The sequence below is a fragment of the Gracilimonas mengyeensis genome, from assembly GCF_900182705.1.
GTDB lineage: Bacteria > Bacteroidota > Rhodothermia > Balneolales > Balneolaceae > Gracilimonas > Gracilimonas mengyeensis.
This window is the reverse complement of record NZ_FXTP01000009.1, coordinates 1-16,920: the sequence shown is the minus strand read 5'-3', so window position 1 is coordinate 16,920 and position 16,920 is coordinate 1. Positions and strand designations below refer to the sequence as shown.

At 43.1% G+C, this 16,920-nt stretch carries 15 protein-coding genes; 5 read left to right on the top strand and 10 right to left on the bottom strand.

Annotation, left to right across the window (positions count from 1 at the left end):
- Window positions 1-33 precede the first annotated feature (33 nt).
- From FN815_RS10860 to FN815_RS10850, 3 genes are all read left to right on the top strand, one after another.
- Window positions 34-651, top strand: a complete 618-nt coding sequence (locus FN815_RS10860; protein ID WP_142454667.1) for a sigma-70 family RNA polymerase sigma factor — start codon at window positions 34-36, stop codon at window positions 649-651.
- Window positions 648-1,436 carry an anti-sigma factor gene (locus tag FN815_RS10855; RefSeq protein WP_142454666.1) on the top strand — a complete coding sequence of 263 codons (789 nt, stop codon included), beginning with the start codon at window positions 648-650 and terminating at the stop codon, window positions 1,434-1,436. The genes FN815_RS10860 and FN815_RS10855 overlap by 4 nt, the downstream gene beginning before the upstream one ends.
- A 489-nt stretch (window positions 1,437-1,925) precedes the next feature.
- Window positions 1,926-4,208 (top strand): CHRD domain-containing protein, encoded by a 2,283-nt coding sequence (locus FN815_RS10850; protein ID WP_246075244.1) that lies wholly within the window; start codon window positions 1,926-1,928, stop codon window positions 4,206-4,208.
- A 101-nt stretch (window positions 4,209-4,309) separates the two neighbouring features.
- On the opposite strand, the gene FN815_RS10845 is transcribed toward FN815_RS10850, so the two are convergent.
- The gene (locus tag FN815_RS10845) at window positions 4,310-5,860 is read right to left on the bottom strand and encodes an acyl-CoA carboxylase subunit beta (RefSeq protein ID WP_142454665.1); all 1,551 of its coding nucleotides are present in this window, start codon (window positions 5,858-5,860) and stop codon (window positions 4,310-4,312) included.
- A 23-nt stretch (window positions 5,861-5,883) separates the two neighbouring features.
- Entirely contained in the window at window positions 5,884-7,536 is a 1,653-nt protein-coding gene (locus tag FN815_RS10840) for a hypothetical protein (protein ID WP_142454664.1), read from the bottom strand.
- 144 nt (window positions 7,537-7,680) lie between these two features.
- Between FN815_RS10840 and FN815_RS10835 the strand changes: the two genes are divergently transcribed.
- Window positions 7,681-8,295, top strand: coding sequence for an ABC transporter ATP-binding protein (locus FN815_RS10835; protein WP_246075242.1), 615 nt, complete (start codon window positions 7,681-7,683; stop codon window positions 8,293-8,295).
- An 18-nt stretch (window positions 8,296-8,313) separates the two neighbouring features.
- Here the strand turns inward: FN815_RS10835 and FN815_RS10830 are convergent, their stop codons facing one another.
- The 8 genes from FN815_RS10830 to FN815_RS10795 all read right to left on the bottom strand — a co-directional run bounded on the left by FN815_RS10830 (window position 8,314) and on the right by FN815_RS10795 (window position 16,706).
- Window positions 8,314-9,678, bottom strand: a complete 1,365-nt coding sequence (locus FN815_RS10830) for a choice-of-anchor B family protein (RefSeq protein ID WP_142454663.1) — start codon at window positions 9,676-9,678, stop codon at window positions 8,314-8,316.
- A 129-nt stretch (window positions 9,679-9,807) separates the two neighbouring features.
- On the bottom strand, window positions 9,808-11,385 hold the full coding sequence (locus tag FN815_RS10825) for a cation:proton antiporter family protein (protein ID WP_142454662.1): 1,578 nt from the start codon (window positions 11,383-11,385) through the stop codon (window positions 9,808-9,810).
- A gap of 61 nt (window positions 11,386-11,446) precedes the next feature.
- A complete protein-coding gene (locus FN815_RS10820; RefSeq protein ID WP_142454661.1) occupies window positions 11,447-12,112 on the bottom strand; it encodes an alpha/beta hydrolase in 666 nt (221 codons plus the stop codon).
- A 76-nt stretch (window positions 12,113-12,188) separates the two neighbouring features.
- A complete protein-coding gene (locus tag FN815_RS10815; RefSeq protein ID WP_142454660.1) occupies window positions 12,189-13,136 on the bottom strand; it encodes a VOC family protein in 948 nt (315 codons plus the stop codon).
- Window positions 13,137-13,281: 145 nt separating this feature from the next.
- The gene (locus FN815_RS10810; protein WP_142454659.1) at window positions 13,282-14,061 is read right to left on the bottom strand and encodes a biotin--[acetyl-CoA-carboxylase] ligase; all 780 of its coding nucleotides are present in this window, start codon (window positions 14,059-14,061) and stop codon (window positions 13,282-13,284) included.
- Window positions 14,062-14,146: 85 nt separating this feature from the next.
- Entirely contained in the window at window positions 14,147-14,446 is a 300-nt protein-coding gene (locus FN815_RS10805; protein WP_142454658.1) for an isoamylase early set domain-containing protein, read from the bottom strand.
- Between the two features lie 257 nt (window positions 14,447-14,703).
- Window positions 14,704-16,428, bottom strand: a complete 1,725-nt coding sequence (gene ptsP / locus FN815_RS10800) for a phosphoenolpyruvate--protein phosphotransferase (RefSeq protein WP_142454657.1) — start codon at window positions 16,426-16,428, stop codon at window positions 14,704-14,706.
- Between the two features lie 5 nt (window positions 16,429-16,433).
- Window positions 16,434-16,706, bottom strand: coding sequence for an HPr family phosphocarrier protein (locus FN815_RS10795; RefSeq protein ID WP_142454656.1), 273 nt, complete (start codon window positions 16,704-16,706; stop codon window positions 16,434-16,436).
- A gap of 9 nt (window positions 16,707-16,715) precedes the next feature.
- Between FN815_RS10795 and FN815_RS19035 the strand changes: the two genes are divergently transcribed.
- The coding region (locus FN815_RS19035) for a hypothetical protein (protein ID WP_221930304.1) at window positions 16,716-16,920 on the top strand (205 nt) is incomplete at its 3' end.

Genomic DNA, 16,920 nt, shown 5'->3' with positions numbered 1-16,920 from the left:
TGGCTTGCCTGCGTATAATAACTCACAGAACCTATGCTTTTTTTCATATTATCGGCGATTGGCAAAATCCTGACGAAGGACGAGGAAAGAGACCGCGAGCTAATGGCACGTATTAAAATGCGTGATGCTTCCGCCCTTTCCGAATTATATGACCATTATAATCGCCTGCTTTTTGGGTTGATTCGCACCATCCTAAAAAAACAAGAAGAGGCTGAAGACACCCTTCAGGAAGTATTCATCAACGTATGGCAAAAAGCAGACAGTTATGATCTGGAACGCGGAACCGTGTATACATGGATTGTTTCGTTGGCAAGAAATAAATCCATCGACCGGCTGCGCTCCAAAGTATACAAAGAACAAAAAAAGCAATCTACAAGCCTTGATGATGAAGATGTCTATCACCCGCTATACACCGAGGAAGCCAATCCCATGGAAAAAACCATTTTCCGGGACCGGGCAAAACGGGTGCGTGATGCATTGGATAAACTAACGGATAAGCAGCGAAAAATGTTAGAAATAGCATATTTTGGAGGAATGAGCCAACGTGAAATTTCTGACAAATTTGAAATACCGCTGGGAACGGTTAAATCCAGGATTCGAGATGGAATGATGAAATTAAAGGAGATTTTGTCAAAGGAGTTGGAACTATGAGCACAGAAAACGAAAGATTTGAGGAGTTATGTTCCGGTTATGTGCTCAATATCCTGTCAGAAGAAGAAAAACAGGAATTTGAGCAATTGTTGGCCAGTGCCAGTGAGGAACAACTGGCACTATTTGAAGATATGAAAGCAGCTGCCGCAGAGATGGCGCTGTTAACTAAACTGGAAACCCCACCTGAGGAGCTAAAGACTTCCTTACTAAATAAGATTGAAGAATCCGGAGCCACACGTGCCCCTGTGCACAAAATGCGCTGGTACCGTGTTGCGGTTGCGGCATCCTTTATCCTGGTAGCAGCTACACTTGGATTGTTTTACTATTCCCAATCCCTGCAGGATCAGCTACAATCCAGTGAGCAACTAATCTCACAACAGCGATCTGCCATCCAGCGCCTTGAAACCGAAGTGCAACAGAAGGAAGAATTGTTAACCATTCTGGAAGCCCGCGATGTTGACCTGGTAATGATGGACGGCACCGAAGAAATGAGTCCTAATGGGTATGGTAAAGTCGTTTGGGATAAAGAGGGCGGACGGGCACTGCTGCAGGTTGCTAATATTCCATCCGTGCCCAGTGATAAGGATTATCAGTTGTGGTTTATATTGGATGGGCAGCCTATAAGTGCCGGTGTTTTTTCTGTTGATGATCCCGAACGTGATAATTTCTTTAAAATTGAACAGCTGAGCAGTTCCGCTAACCAAGGTGCTTTTGCCATTACGATGGAACCCAAAGGCGGCATGCCCCAACCCACCGGCGACATGTACCTGCTTGGCAATATGTAAGAGCATATAGTCTCATTCTTCAAATACTAAATCACCCTGCACTAAAAATGTATGGATTTGGATTGACATTCTACTCTCCACACGGTCATGCTTGTAGATGTTAGATTTTGCAGAGCATCAGTAATGCATTCCTAAATCACTTTTCCAGTAGTCCAAGCGCTGTTGCCAATGGTAGGTTGGTAATCATTTTCTGGCTAAGGTTCTTCGGGAGTACCCTCTGAATGACTCCATGATTTTAGCATTAGATTTCTTCACAATACTAAAGTGCAGGGTTTTAAACCCTCGGTTGGAACCAATAAATAACTAAGTTTCTAGCTTTTCTTTTTGCAGGACAAATATGAGCCTGTTATGTCGGGTGCACACTACCTATCCACTGATTCCCAAAAAACTAAATTAATTCCCCATCCGCTTTGTTTTAATCTTCGTAGTCAAGAGTGAAATCACCTCCCTATGAGGACAGAATAAATATTAACCAAACCTAAAATCGATATGAATTTATCAAAAGAGATACTACTTAGTATGGTGGTAGGAATAGCTATGATGTTCGGAGTCAACTCTTCGGCATCGGCCCAAACCACTTTTGAAGCGCAACTAAGCGGAAGCAATGAAGCCACGCCCATCACCTCGATGGCCACTGGCTCAGTAACCGCTACCCTAACCGGTAACGAATTAACCGTTCAGGGAAATTTTGAGGGACTTAGCAGCGACCTTGCAACCGATATTGCAGGTGGAGCGCACATCCACACTGCAATGGCTGGTTCAAACGGCGGTGTACTATTTCCGCTTACCGTTTCAGCGGATGCCGACAACCGTGGAGGCAGCTTTCTTGCCAGCGAAAACACCTTTGAACTCACAGCCGGTCAGGTTGATACCTTAATGGCTCGTGGCTTTTATGTAAACATCCATTCGGAAAATTACACCGGTGGAGAGTTACGCGGCCAGCTGCAACCCGAAGCTGACGCTTACTATCGCGCTAATCTTTCAGGTGCATTTGAAGTACCCTCTGTACGCACGATGGCCAGCGGCTCCGTAATATTCGAATTGGTCGGAGATTCCCTGTTTGTATCCGGATCGTTCTCCAATCTGGGCAGTTCTTTTAACGCTGATGTAGCCGGAGGCTCACATCTACACATTGCTCCTGCGGGAACCAATGGCAGCGTAGCTATTTCTTTAAATGCAGATGTTGCCGAAGACGGACTATCAGGAAGCTATCATGCATCTGAGAACCGTTTTGAACTGACAAGCGAGCAACGCACAGCGTTGATGAACCGTGAGTTTTACGTAAACATCCACAGCACGGAATATGCTTCCGGAGAATTGCGCGGCCAGGTAGTGCCAGCCGGCGCAACCACCTTTTTTGCACAACTTTCAGGCAGTGCAGAGCAACCTTCTGTAGCTACAGACGCCATGGGAGCCGCTGTACTTGAAGTTCATGAAGAGACCCTTGTGGTAACCGGTTCCTTTGCAGGATTAGAATCTGATTTCAACAGTAATGTAGGTTCACATCTGCATCTTGGGCATGCCGGACAAAATGGTGGCGTTGAAGTTACCCTGTCCGTTGATCTGGATGCTGAGATGAGAGCCGGTGTTTATGCTGCCGAAAATAACATGTATACCTTATCCACCGATCAAAAAGCTGAATTATTTGCACGTAACATGTATGTAAATGTACATAGCGTGGATATTGGAAGCGGCGAAATCCGGGGACAAGTTTTAGGTGATGCAGCTGCATATTTTCACACCAATCTGGCAGGTATTCATGAAGTACAGCCCATCATGAGTTCTGCTTCTGGTGCAGCAACCGTTGAGTATATGAGCAATGGTAACATTATGCTTAGCGGTGGCTTTCAAGGCCTGAGCAGTGCCGTAGCTACCAGTATTGCCGGCGGTGGACATCTCCACATCGGCTCGGTTGCTGAAAACGGCGATGTTGCATTACCTATTGAAATCACCCTTGGAGAAAGTGATACTTCCGGCGTATTTGTAGCCTCAAATAATATGTTTGAGTTGGAGTCCAATCAGGAAGATGCGCTTTTCGAAGAGCAAATGTATGTGAATATCCATAGTGAAAACTACAACGGTGGAGAGCTTCGCGGGCAAGTTTTGCTTGCAGCCAATGCCGCACCGGGCATGACTGAAATTACTGCACCGGCTGATGGTGCTAACCTGATGCTGGAAGGTGAAAGCAGCACCATGTTTGAAGCTACCTGGGATGCTGCCAGTGACACCAACAGTAACGAGCTGGCTTACATCTGGCAACTATCTACGGATGCCGATTTCGAAAATATCGTAGTTAATGCCAATGTAGGAATGGAAACATCATTCCAGACTACCTTTGAAACTCTTGATGGCCTGCTTGGAGATCTTGGAATTACGGTCGGAGGTTCTGCAACCGTTTATCACCGCGTTGTGGTAACCGATGGAAGTGAGGAGACAGCAAGTGAACCAAAAACCGCTAATATTGAACGCGGTATGGTTACTTCTAATGAAACCATCGACTCTAATCCTGCCGAGTTTGGACTTGAGCAAAATTATCCGAACCCTTTCAACCCAACCACTGAGATCACGTTCTCACTGGCTGAAGCGGGGCAGGCAACACTGACCGTATATAACATGCTTGGACAAGAGGTTTCTGTCATTACCAATCAGCGCTTAAATGCAGGTCAGCATACCGTTAACTTTGACGCAAGCAACTTGTCATCAGGTATCTACTTATACCGGCTTACCGCTGAAAATCAGACCATCAGCAAGAAAATGACACTAATCAAGTAACATTGATTTAGAAAAATCTCGGTAACAAAGAAAAGGTGCTGTTCTTAATTGAGCAGCACCTTTTTTATTTAGATGGATGAATTTAAAAAACTACCAGCGAATTAAATCGGCAGGTTATCGTGCTTTTTCTTGGGAATACTGTCTACCTTGTTGTGCGATAATTCAAGCGCTTTAATTAGTTTTTCCCGCGTTTCATGTGGATGAATCACATCATCAATAAATCCGCGTCCTGCAGCTAAATAAGGATGAGCAAAGTTTTCGCTGTATTCATCTTCCAGCTCTTTTTGCTTCGCTTCAGGATCGTCGGCTTTCGCAATTTCCTTGCGGAAGATAATCTCAACAGCTCCCTTGGTTCCCATCACGGCAATTTCGGAGGTTGGCCACGCTACGTTATAATCCGCGCGGATGTGCTTGGAGTTCATTACATCATAAGCGCCACCGTAGGCTTTACGGGTGATTACCGTCATCTTGGGAACAGTAGCTTCACAGAAAGCATATAGCAGCTTCGCGCCGTGTTTTATGATTCCGCCCCATTCCTGGTCCGTTCCCGGCAGGAATCCGGGCACATCTTCAAAAACCACCAGCGGGATGTTGAAAGCATCACAGAAGCGAACAAAACGTGCGCCCTTCAGCGAAGCATCAATATCAAGCACACCAGCCAGTGATAACGGCTGATTGGCTACAACACCTACACTCCTGCCGTCGAGTCGGGCAAAACCTACTACAATATTATCCGCATAATCCTTGTGTACTTCATAAAAAGAATCTTTGTCCATGATACCGTCTATCACATCGTGGATATCGTAGGGCTTGTTGGGATTCAGGGGTACCAAATCATCCAGGGCTTTGGCTTTAGCCGCATCCGGTTCCCTGGATTCAATTTCCGGTACTTTTTCCTCGCAATTTTGGGGAATGTATTTCATCAGTTCCCGGATATCATTCAGACAAACGGCATCATTTGGACTGGAAAAATGGGAGACTCCTGACTTAGTATTATGTGCAGACGCCCCACCTAGTTCTTCGGAAGTCACTTCTTCGTGCGTCACCGTTTTCACCACATTGGGTCCGGTCACAAACATATAGCTGGTATTTTCAACCATAAACACAAAATCGGTCAAAGCCGGGCTGTACACGGCTCCACCGGCACAGGGTCCCATCACTGCAGAAATCTGAGGTATCACGCCCGAAGCCATACTGTTGCGCCAAAATACCTCGGCATAACCACCCAAAGACGAAACGCCCTCCTGTATACGAGCCCCTCCTGAGTCATTCAACCCAATTAGTGGTACACCATTTTTCATGGCCAGGTCCATAATTTTGCAAATTTTCTCGGCATGGGTCTCGGATAGGGAACCGCCAAAAACGGTAAAATCCTGGCTAAATACATACACAGGCCGGCCATGAATTTTACCATGTCCGGTTACAACCCCATCTCCATAAATTTTCTTTTTATCCAACCCAAAAGCCGTGCTGCGATGGGTTACAAACTTGTCAATTTCTTCAAAACTGCCTTTATCCAGCAGCAAATCGATGCGTTCACGGGCGGTTAATTTCCCTTTGTCGTGTTGTTTTTCAATGCGCGCTTCACCACCGCCCTTCAGTGCTTCTTTCCGTAGTTCTTGCAGACGTTCTGCCTTTGGATTAGATGCCATAAGAATTCTCTGATCTGGTTTGGTTAGGTTTTAAATTTTTTAAAGTAGGATTGGAGGCCATCCGTAAATTCAACGGCCTTATCCGAAAACATATCGATGTTGTGAGCGGTAAATACTTTTTTGTGAATATAAGGCGCAGCTTCCTTCCATTGGTCAAATTTCTGGATTTTTTTTAGCGCTTTGTTATACTTTTTTTCAGAGCCATTAAATAATTCGTGCACATAAAGTGTCTCATTCTCTGAAAGATACTTTTTCAAGCCTGGAGAATTGCCTGGGGTTTCACGACCGTTTGAAGAAAGCTCCGTTTCCTCTGACTCTTCTTCATCAATTAAGTCGTCTACAAAATCATCTTCCCCTACAATGATTTCCTCCTCTTCATCCTTGTCTTTTAACTCCTGAAGCTGATCCGGGCTCAAAAATTGCTGCCACATGGGTGTTTCTTCCTCATCATCAGCGGCCTCTTCCACTGAGTAAAGGCTAAGGCCCTCTTCTTCAAACCCAGGGCCATCCTCTTCCCCAAAAATATCAACCTCATCTTCCTCAAGTTCAGGCTCTTCGTCAAACTCTTCATCCTCTTGATCTTCTTCATCAAAAAGTTGACTGTAAGAATCGGCGGCTTCATCCAATAATGAAGTCATGTCATTTTCCGAAGATTCAGCCTCAGTTTCTTCCGTTTCTTCTACCTGTTCTGTATATACTTCCTCTTGATTACCCTCTTCTTCCTCGTCAAACTCCTCAAAGAAAGATCGACCGGCCTCTTCGGTTTTAAAAAGTGCGTTAAAAGAATCCTCTTCATCAGGCTCAGGCTCTTCATTTTCTTCTTCAGTGGATTCTAAAAAGTTATCTACCAGCCGTTCATCTTTTGGAGGCGTGCCTGCAGCAATGTTATTCCCATCATCAGACTTATTGGACTTTCCTTTCAGAACTTTACCCTGCTCAATTTGTGTACTGGCATCCGGTAAATCTGCATTTTTTAGTTTATCCACGAAATCATTAGGAGTAAGCTTCTTATCCAACGACTTGAATACTGCAGCTGTTTGATACAACTCTTTCCCTTCAAAAAACTCACAAAGTAAATCTGCGTGTACCGTCCCATTTCCGATCTTAAAAAGAGGATCTAAAATAGTACACCAGTCGTTTTCAGAATAGGTCTTGGCAAGATTCGCATCCAGTTTTTGAATGAGCAATTGGCAGCGTTCTTTGTCCAATGTGCCCAAACCTCTTTTATCCATATAGAGGGGAATGGCTTGTGCAAAATGCTTGTAGACCGTCAGACGTGCCGATCTCGCCCGTACTTCCTGCAGGGTCAGGCTGTCGTCATCCCGATAAATATATTCGGCCAGAAAAGAACGGGGATCAATCAATACCTGTACAATCTCTGAAATAATTCCACTTACTACCTCCTTCAGCCGCCTTTGGGGAATCCGGATATTAGCCTGTAGCGCATTTTGGAAATCTTTCCAGGAAGCTTTCACCCGGGTTGATTGAACATTGGTCCAGGGATTATCAGTGAGCTGAAATTCATTTTCCAGTTTATCGGCTATTTCTAAACGAATCCTCTCCGTGATAAAAGTAGGAAAACCTGCAGATTGTAAATCCTGAGGTAAATAGTATTCTTTATTGGCTGGAACCAAATCAAGAAATCGCTGAATATTTTTTTCTGTAGTATGATGCATATCTGAAGGAGTAATTTTATTGAAAATAACGTCTCCGGTCTGTCTATACAATTAAGGTTTTCATCAATAGGATATTGTTTTCATTTTTTAAGATTAACGGGGTTTGCGGCATAAACTTTATTTCAAACTTACTACCTTTGGTCCATGATTACTGTCAGCGCGCAAGATGTAACCAAAAAATTCAATCAACACCTGATATTCTCTGAAATGAGTTTTCAGCATAGCCGCGGAATATTGGGGATATCCGGGGCAAACGGTAGTGGAAAGTCAACACTCATGAAATGCCTCGCAGGTCTGTTGCGGCCTAATTCCGGCTCAATTGAATGGCAAGATGACGGAAAGCAGCTTAGCTCTTCTGAAGTAAAAGCTGCTATCGGCTATGCAGCGCCCTACATTAATTTATATGCCGAACTTTCCGTGATAGAGAACCTTCGGTTTTTACTCGAGGCTGGAGGACATCCTGCAAAAGAAAGCAAGTTGATACAATTGTTGGAACGCGTTCAAATTCCGGAGCTTAGGGATCAACTTTTTGGAAGCTTATCAACAGGACAACAGCAGCGAACAAAGCTGGCAGCTGCGCTTGTGCGCAGTCCCAGGGTGCTTATGCTGGACGAACCGGGATCGAATTTGGATGAAAAGGGAGTAGCCCTTGTGAAAAGCATAGTGCAAGAATCGGCAGAATCAGGAACCATGGTCATACTTGCATCCAACGATGAGCGTGAAATAGCATTATGCGATGAAGTTCTGGAATTAAGCTAATCTGGTTTAGACCGTTCTTTAGTCCAAATTAGGACGCACCACAAATAAGCCCGTCTCGATATCACTTAGCACCACCAACCCGCTTTCATAAAACGGGTAGTTACTCCAGGTACCTGTAAAATTGGGAGCATCCGTTTGTGGTTGAGTATCAAAATACGCTATTCGTTCGAGCTGGGCATCAGCTACTCCGGATAAATCCAGTATTTGCAGGCCTGCATTGTAATTGGTTTCGTAGGCATACTGCCCCTTCACATACAGATTGTGATCAATGGATGGAGTTTCATGTGAATAGTATCCTATAAATTTTGGATCCTCCAGATCCCTGACATCCCACACATAGGTCTTGGTTTCACGGCCCAGGTTTCTCTCATCAAGTTCATCATTCATCAAAAAGAAGGAATGATCTTCCGTCAGCCATCCCTGGTGAGAGTATTGCATATCAACCTGACGCTTGTACCCAAGAGTTTGGGGATTGGCTTTATCAGAAACATCCGCAATTACCACATTGCCTTCTGATGAGTTGAAGCAAATTTCTTTGCCGCTATATTCCGTATCCGGGCCGTCATAAATCACGCACTGGGCATCATGGATATATCCCTTGGCAATACGGTAATTGCCCGGAGAACCATCAATGTAGCATCCGGCGAATTCAGGGTTCTTCGGATTTTGGATATTTACCATGTGCAAACCAGTGCTATCACGGCTTCCGCAAATTTCTCCCTGAGTGATACCCACACCGTAAGCATATCCCGTGGCTTCATTGATAACAATATTATGGGCACTGCCAAAGCGGTCATAAAGTGCATCCTGTTCCAAAGTCATCACTTCGCCGCTATAATTGCGCAATTTGGTTAAATCAAATACCTGCATGCCATGCGGCTGGGCATCGCTTACTACAAAGGCATGATTATCATAGACCTTTACATCCCGCCAGGTAGAGCCCTCAGTCAGGCTTCTGGAAAATTCTGTGTTGCCAATACTTAGATTACAGGATGGATACTGATCAAAGCTTAAACGCTTGTATTTGGCCCGTAAATTCGATTCGGGCAAACGTCCTACTACCAAAGGCTGCGCGGGATCTGATATATCAACGAAAGAAACTCCGGTAGTGTAGCCTACCAGTGCATATTCTTTTTGGGTTTGGGGATCAGTCCAGCCCCAGATATCATTCAAGCGGGTATCGACACTATCACCCGTCAATTCATATAAGGATAGATGAGCAAACATATCCACGTTTTCACAAGGATACCCATCGGCCATGCCATCCTCACAAGGAAAAGGAACCGAAGCTTTGCGGTCATTATCGAATAGTGAACACGATACCGCAAAAAATCCAATTAAGAGAAAAGCCAACACTCTATGCATACGCTGTCTTATAACCATAATATCTTTTATAAATTACCTAAACTATATCTGCCCTAATGTAACCATCCTGACTTTAAAAAAAATTCCAACGGTTAATCAACTGTCCAAACGAAACAGTGAAAACTATATTTTTCGGTTGATTGAAAATCAGCTTTCATAGGAAAGATTCAGAGATAATCCCGGCCTATCTTTACCATCATGATCCGAAATACTAAGCTCTGCCAGTTTTCTTCCAGCCTCACTCACCGGCAGGCAGACCGATGTGGCACCGGCTTCACGTAATTCTATGGTCTCATCTTCCCTGATGGTAAGCACCATTACATCCCTGGTAAAACCATACTTGCGAATAAGCTTGGTGGCTTCAAGCTTGGTATCATGATTGGGGATGGCCAGGATGATAGCATTGATTTTTGTGAGGTTGATATTTTCCCACAGCTCAGGATCCTGGGCATCACCATACACTACTTTCCGTTTTTTCTGCCGATTTTCTTCCAGCTTCGCAGGGTCAGCCTCCAGTCCTATCACAGGGTATTCTCTTTCTTTGAGATATTCGTAAGCGGAGGAACCGGCTTGCCCCATGCCAACGATGAGATATTGGGCACCTCCCAATGAAACCACCTGATCGCCCGGATGCTTGATATTCCGTTCCCAATACAAAGCCGAATGTTCAAAGGAATCCCAAAAAGCGTTGATATTTGCGGTAAATGGCGCATTGATAGCATAGGAAATGGCTACCAACAGGGCGAAACTGGTAACTATGGATTCAGGTATAAACCCACCCGATACAGCAACGACCCCGGCAATCAGGGTGAATTCACTATATGAAGAAAGGGTCCCCATCACCATAAAAGCATTCCGGGCCCGCAATTTGAAACCTGTGAGCATGTAATAATAAAGGGCTGATTTCAAAGGCAGCAGAGCCAGGATCACCAAACAAAATACAATGGCTTCATAGTCCGGTAAGCCGTAAAGTCCCACTTCCAGGAAAAATCCAACAAGAAAGGCTTCTTTGAGTCCCCATAATTTTTCAGAGAGTTCATCGGCCAGTTTGTGCCCTGACAATAGCGCTCCGAAAGCAAGAGCGCCAAGTTCTGAAGAAAAGCCCATGACCTCGAATAAACTTCCGCCCCCAATAGCCAGAATCAAAGCATACAAGAGCTGTAGCTCTTCATGGCCGCTGGCTATCAGCGTGCGGATAAGTAAGGGCCTTAGGAGTGGCAATCCCAATAAAATCAATCCCCACACCGAAGGAGTACTGCCGCCTGTTAATGCCAGTACCACAATGGCTACAATATCCTGCAGAATAAGTATACCTATGGAGACCCTGGCATGAAATGCACCAAGCTCTCCCCTGCTCTCTAATGCCTTGGCTGCCAGAACGGTACTGGAAAAACCCAGTAAGACACCTATAATCAACGCCTGTAGCCAGCTGAAGCCAAAGAATGAGGCAACCAGCATGAAGATGCCGGTATTCACAACTAAGTGAAGTCCGCCGGCCCCCAGAACTTCCAGCCTCAAAATACTTTTGATACGGAGATGCAAACCCACCGTAAAAAGAAGCAATAATACTCCAAGATGCCCAATCTGATGGAGCGTATCAGTGGCTTCAAATCCGAAAAATGAAAGTAAAATTCCTGCTCCAAGAAAGCCTACCAAAGGAGGTACTTTTACTTTGGAAACCGCCATACCTAAAACATAAGCGGCAATAAGCCACAAAATTTCCATACTATAATTGGTTTTGATGCGGAGATGGAAGGAATAAGACTACCTGATACTGTCCCCGAATTTAAGAATTGATCATGCTATTAATATGATCAATCTCATCCTGGTTTACAAGATGCCCCATACCTGGATATAATTTTTTGGTAACCTGTGCTCCAAGACCACTGAGCACTTCTTCCGAAGTATTTACACGTTCTTTCGGAATATGCGGGTCAACATCGCTACAGCCCATAAAAACGGGTGTGCCTTTTAAATCGCCTTCATATTGATCAGGATTTACGGAATCACCAATCAAACCACCGCTCAAGGCAATTAAACCTGCATATTTTGCGGGATGACGTGCCACATATTCTGAAGCCAGACAAGCTCCTTGAGAAAAGCCCAATAAATAAATTTTATTCTTGGGTATTTCTGCTTCCTCTAATTCCACGATCAAATCATGAATACGCTGTAGACCTGATGAAAGACCGGGTTCATTCTTCTCGATTGGCTCCATAAAAGAGTAGGGATACCACGTATTACTGTTTGCTTGTGGAGCTCTGTATGCCAGTTTCTGTTGGATTTCAAACTCACTGGATAGCCCCACAATGCTTTGTGCCGTGGCCCCGCGTCCGTGAATCATGATCATAGCGGCATCGGCTTCATTTAAAGATACTCCACCCTCTGCGGTTGGAGTACCTTGGTGAGGACCTGAAAAGTTGGTGTCTTTTTCTACTCTAAATAAACTCATAGCTGATAAAACTTATATGCTGGAAAATCTATTATTCCCCAGCATAGGGTTAAATTTTAATGTGATTTAGGGTGTATCAGGAAGCTGCACCGGCTTTGATCTTCAGTGCGGGTAACACTTCCTCAATTCGATCACGTTTGTTTTCCAGCCAGGGCGGAAGGATCAGCTGCTCGCCAAGATGTTCAAACTCTTCATCTACGGTATAGCCCGGATCATCGCTTGCCATTTCAAAAAGCACTCCGGCTGGAATCCGGTAATACACCGAGTTAAACCAGTGCCGATCTATGATTTGGGTAGGTTGTAATCCTTTAGAACCTACTTTTTGCCGGAGCTCACCCAGTTCCTCTTTGTTTTCAGCGCGGTATGCTATGTGGTGTACAATACCGCGACCGTTTGTACCATGCTCATGCTGCTCAGCAACTTCAATAATAACGTTGCGACCAATAGTTGCATCAGTCTGGTATAACGTTTGGCTTCCTTCTTCAGCTACTTTCTCAAAGCCAAATAATTCCTGAATTAATTTTTGGGTATGATCTTTTTCAGCAAGCAACATTTTCGCTCCCCAGAATCCCTGAACGGTGTATTCAGCTGGCACTATGTAATCTACATTTTCTACTTTTTCTTTTGCGCCACCTTCAAATACCAGATCAAGCTCCAGTCCATCAGGATCTTCAAAACGAAGTGCTTTTTTCCCGAAAACTTCAACAACTTCATAATTGACATCATACTCGCTCAGACGTACTTGCCAATATTCTTCTGATGCTTCCGGTACTTGTAATCCTACATTTACTACTTCCCCTACGCCGGGCTTTCCCTTTACTGCATTCGGCCAAGGGAAAAAAGTTAAACTGGAACCAGGTTCAGCCGATTGATTGCCATAAAATAGGTGATATGTACCTGGGTCGTCTTGGTTTACTGATTTTTTGACCAGTCTCATGCCTAAAAGCTCAGTGTAAAAATCCGCATTTCTCTGGGCATCCCCAGCCAAAACCGTTATGTGGTGTATACCTTTATGATGTGCCATGATAAGTTTGGGTTTAGTATTATTTGTTGTTCACCTTAGACAACACTCAAAAATAAAAATTCGTTTAATATTAAACTATTTTCTATTCTATTAGACTGATAGATGAGAATATTTATAATATAGCCCTCAAAAACTTACCTAAAGGTTATAAAAATACACGTACTTGTTCATAGGTATATGTATTCAGTTCTAAGTCTTTATCCAAGGTGAGCAATTTTCCCGTACCGTCTATTCCCAAAAACTTGTGTTTGCCATCCAGCATTTCGCCATTTACACTGAGTCGTGTCCACTTGCCAAATCCAATCATATGCTTGTTGATACTTCTTGGCAATCGTGGATTATAATTTTCCCATTGATGAAATCGCTTTTCCAATTTAAGAAAAATGTTGGCCAGCAAAGTTTCCCGATCTAAAGGAGAGCCTTTTTCCAGAGCTATTGAAGTTGCGTAATCATCCAGGGAGGCCGGAAACTTTGACTGATTTACATTTAAACCAATCCCGATGATAATTTTCTCCAGCTGATTTCCGGTAAATTGAGTTTCCGTAAGAATACCGCATAACTTCTTCGAATCGACCAACACATCATTTGGCCATTTCAATTTAGCTTGTAATCCTTCTAAATCATTTATTGCTTCAAGTACCGCAAGGGCGCATGCGAGCGTGAGTAAGATGAATCCATCTTTTCTTTGAGGACAGAAAACCAAGCTAAAAGTGAGATTCTGTTTCTTACTTGTCTCCCATTTTCTCTTATGCTGTCCTCGGCCCCCGGTTTGATAGTCGGTAAGAAAAGCTGCTCCATGCAACCCTTCCTCCATCTTTATAGTCTTGCAGTAAGAGTTCGTTGAGGGAATTTCTTCAAAAAAATAAAAGCTACGCCCTAACCATGACGTAGCTAATTTTTGCTTATATAAATGCTGATCAAACAAAGGGGCGCATATTAAAGGATGGTTGTTAACTAACTTAACGCCCCAATATAGGTTATGGGATGAAAACCTGACAGCCTAATTGACGTTATTCGCCAATTACAAGTACTGAGTCTTCTGTACCAAATTCATTGGCTTCGTATTCATCGGCGTCATCATCATTTTCCCATCGTTCACCATCTACAAAGTACTTAAACCGGTACGTGTTCTCAGGCTTCAGGCGAAGTGTTGTTTCCCAGCTTCCATCTTTCTTCTCGAGCTCATCGGCACTGGTATCCCAATCGTTAAAATCGCCGGCAATGGCTACTTTCTCATTAGCCCATTCTTCAGGAAGGGAAAAAGTTACCTTACAAACTGTTCTTTTAGGAGTATAATTTTTGCTAATCATGATAATTGTGTTTTTAAGAGTGAAATTCCTTTAATCAAGCTATTCAGTTTTTTACTCATTATCAACAATTGGCAAAATTATTATAGTTGAATTAATTTTTTTATTAAATTATTAAATAAATAAATAATTATTTCCTTATTAATTTAGTTGTAAAATCGTTTCCATAACTTACATATCTAACAGAAACTCACTTCCATTTTAAAAAAGAAAAGGTTATCAAACCGCTTACATCGTGCCTGAACCGAGATTAAAAACAGTTAATCAATAGCAGGAACGTGCCACTCGTCGAATACTTCTTTGACCCCTCTGGCCGAACATTGATCCAGCGCAGCTTTTGCCAATTCTGCAAAGTCATCCATGGATCTTGAACTCAACAAAGATTTTACTTTAGGTATAGCTCTGGGAACCATACTTAAATCGGTGATTCCCATTCCTAACACACAAGCTGCTCCAATTTTATCGGCAGCCAGCTCTCCACATACACTTACGGTTATCCCCGCCTTTTTAGCCCCTTCGATGGTAGTTTTTATAAGTTGAAGGACCGAGGGATGGTAATGCTGGAATAAATTATAAATACGTTCATTACCACGGTCCACAGCCATGGTATATTGGGTAAGATCATTGGTTCCAATACTAAAAAAGTCAACTTCCTGGGCAAATTTAAAGGCGGAAACAGCCACACTGGGTACCTCTACCATCACACCAATTGGAATATCCTTATCTACTTTCTCCCCTTCTTCTTCCAATTGCTGCTGAATGCCTCCAATAATAGCTTTTATCTCCTGTACTTCTTCCATTACTGATACCATAGGTACCAGAATTTTAACCCTCCCCGGATACTTGCCTGCTGTTTTTAAAATAGCTGTAAGTTGATTTCTGAGCAGTTTATCCTCATCCAATAAAAGACGTATGCCCCTCCAACCTAAAAAGGGATTCGCTTCTTTATTAGAAAAACTATTGTTCTTATCTCCCCCGATATCAAATAACCGAATAATCACTTCCCCGGAAGAATCCTCTAAAATATGTCCGTAAAACACTTCTTGCTCTTCTGAGCTTTTTCTAATTCTATGACCAAAAAGCAAACTTTCCGTTCTGAGTAATCCAATACCGGCAGCACCGTTATTCTTTACTTCCGGCAATTCAGCCTCAAATTCAATGTTAGCCATCAGGTGGAAGCTCTTGCCGTCTTTTGTCTCACTTACAAGATTTTCTACTTTCGCCTCACCGGCACGTATTTTGGCGATTTTATCACGGTACTTCTTAACCAGTTTTTTGGATGGATCTACATATACTTTTTCTACCGTACCATCCAGAATAATTTCTTTTTGATTGGGTATTGAATCAGTGGCAGATTTCACACTTACCATGCATGGAATACCCAAGGATTTGGCAATAATAGCTGCATGGGAGGTAATTCCACCTTTCTCCATTATCAAACCCTGGATGCCATCCTCATAATAAGACACCAATTCTGTGGGACTTATATCCTTAGTAACAATAATCGATTTTTTTGTTACGGCGTTATTCTTGGGTTTATTTTTGATAATCGAAACAAAACGATCCCGTAAATCTTCGAGATCTACAATTCGTTGCCTGAAAAGTGCTGAACCACTTTCCTTAAGCCGTTCTATGAAAAGGTCGTAAGTTTGATAGACCGCAAAATCTACTGTTAACAGTTTACCATCTATAATACTATACACATTTCGTTCGATCTCAGGATCTGAAGCAATCTGTTTCTGAGTCTCAATGATATCTCTCGTGCTCGTGTCACTTACTTGGTTAGATAAAGTTTCCAGGTCTTCTAATAGTAATTGCTGAGCCGTTTTATACCTTTTTTTATGCTTCTCAACCTGATTTTTTGCAATTTTTTGTGGAGTGACAGGCTCTAACGAATCGGTACTAAAAATGACAGCCTTACCTATTGCAATGTTGTCATCTATCCCTATGCCTTCAAGTACTTTTTGCTCCACGTCTACATCCATTTTTTCTATTCGTCTTCCATCCCGAATTTGGCATCAATCAGTTCTACAATAGCTTCCATCGCTTCCTTTTCATCAGGCCCGTCAACTTCTAATTCAAGTTCAGCACCAGATTCAGCTGCCAAAGTCATTACACCCAAAATGCTTTTTCCATTAACCCTGTAACCGAAGCTATGTATAAAAAAATCAGATTTAAATTTACCAGCTAATTTAACCAAAGCTGCTGAAGGGCGCGCATGAAGCCCGGAAGAATTCTTGATTGTTACTTTCTTTTTGATCATAAAGATAAAGTGGATTCAAAATATGCCAATAAATCAGTGAATATAGCAAATACCAAATTTACATCCTCTTGTAATTTAAATGTAAAGGTACACCGAAAAGAAGACTTCATCATAGTTAAAAAAAAAGCCCCGGATGTTGATCCGGGGCTTGTGGGGTACAAAAAGGAAGGAGGCGACGACCTACTCTACCGCGTAAGCAGTACCATCGGCGCTG

Bases quoted from the DNA above. Each gene is read 5' to 3' on its own strand.
- FN815_RS10825 (WP_142454662.1), bottom strand. From the start codon at position 11,385: ATGGAAATTTTGTGGCTTATTGCCGCTTATGTTTTAGGTATGGCGGTT.
- ptsP (WP_142454657.1), bottom strand. From the start codon at position 16,428: ATGGATGTAGACGTGGAGCAAAAAGTACTTGAAGGCATAGGGATAGAT.
- FN815_RS10850 (WP_246075244.1), top strand. From the start codon at position 1,926: ATGAATTTATCAAAAGAGATACTACTTAGTATGGTGGTAGGAATAGCT.
- FN815_RS10795 (WP_142454656.1), bottom strand. From the start codon at position 16,706: ATGATCAAAAAGAAAGTAACAATCAAGAATTCTTCCGGGCTTCATGCG.
- FN815_RS10815 (WP_142454660.1), bottom strand. From the start codon at position 13,136: ATGGCACATCATAAAGGTATACACCACATAACGGTTTTGGCTGGGGAT.
- FN815_RS10845 (WP_142454665.1), bottom strand. From the start codon at position 5,860: ATGGCATCTAATCCAAAGGCAGAACGTCTGCAAGAACTACGGAAAGAA.
- FN815_RS10830 (WP_142454663.1), bottom strand. From the start codon at position 9,678: ATGGTTATAAGACAGCGTATGCATAGAGTGTTGGCTTTTCTCTTAATT.
- FN815_RS10840 (WP_142454664.1), bottom strand. From the start codon at position 7,536: ATGCATCATACTACAGAAAAAAATATTCAGCGATTTCTTGATTTGGTT.
- FN815_RS10835 (WP_246075242.1), top strand. From the start codon at position 7,681: ATGATTACTGTCAGCGCGCAAGATGTAACCAAAAAATTCAATCAACAC.
- FN815_RS10860 (WP_142454667.1), top strand. From the start codon at position 34: ATGCTTTTTTTCATATTATCGGCGATTGGCAAAATCCTGACGAAGGAC.
- FN815_RS10805 (WP_142454658.1), bottom strand. From the start codon at position 14,446: ATGATTAGCAAAAATTATACTCCTAAAAGAACAGTTTGTAAGGTAACT.
- FN815_RS10820 (WP_142454661.1), bottom strand. From the start codon at position 12,112: ATGAGTTTATTTAGAGTAGAAAAAGACACCAACTTTTCAGGTCCTCAC.
- FN815_RS10855 (WP_142454666.1), top strand. From the start codon at position 648: ATGAGCACAGAAAACGAAAGATTTGAGGAGTTATGTTCCGGTTATGTG.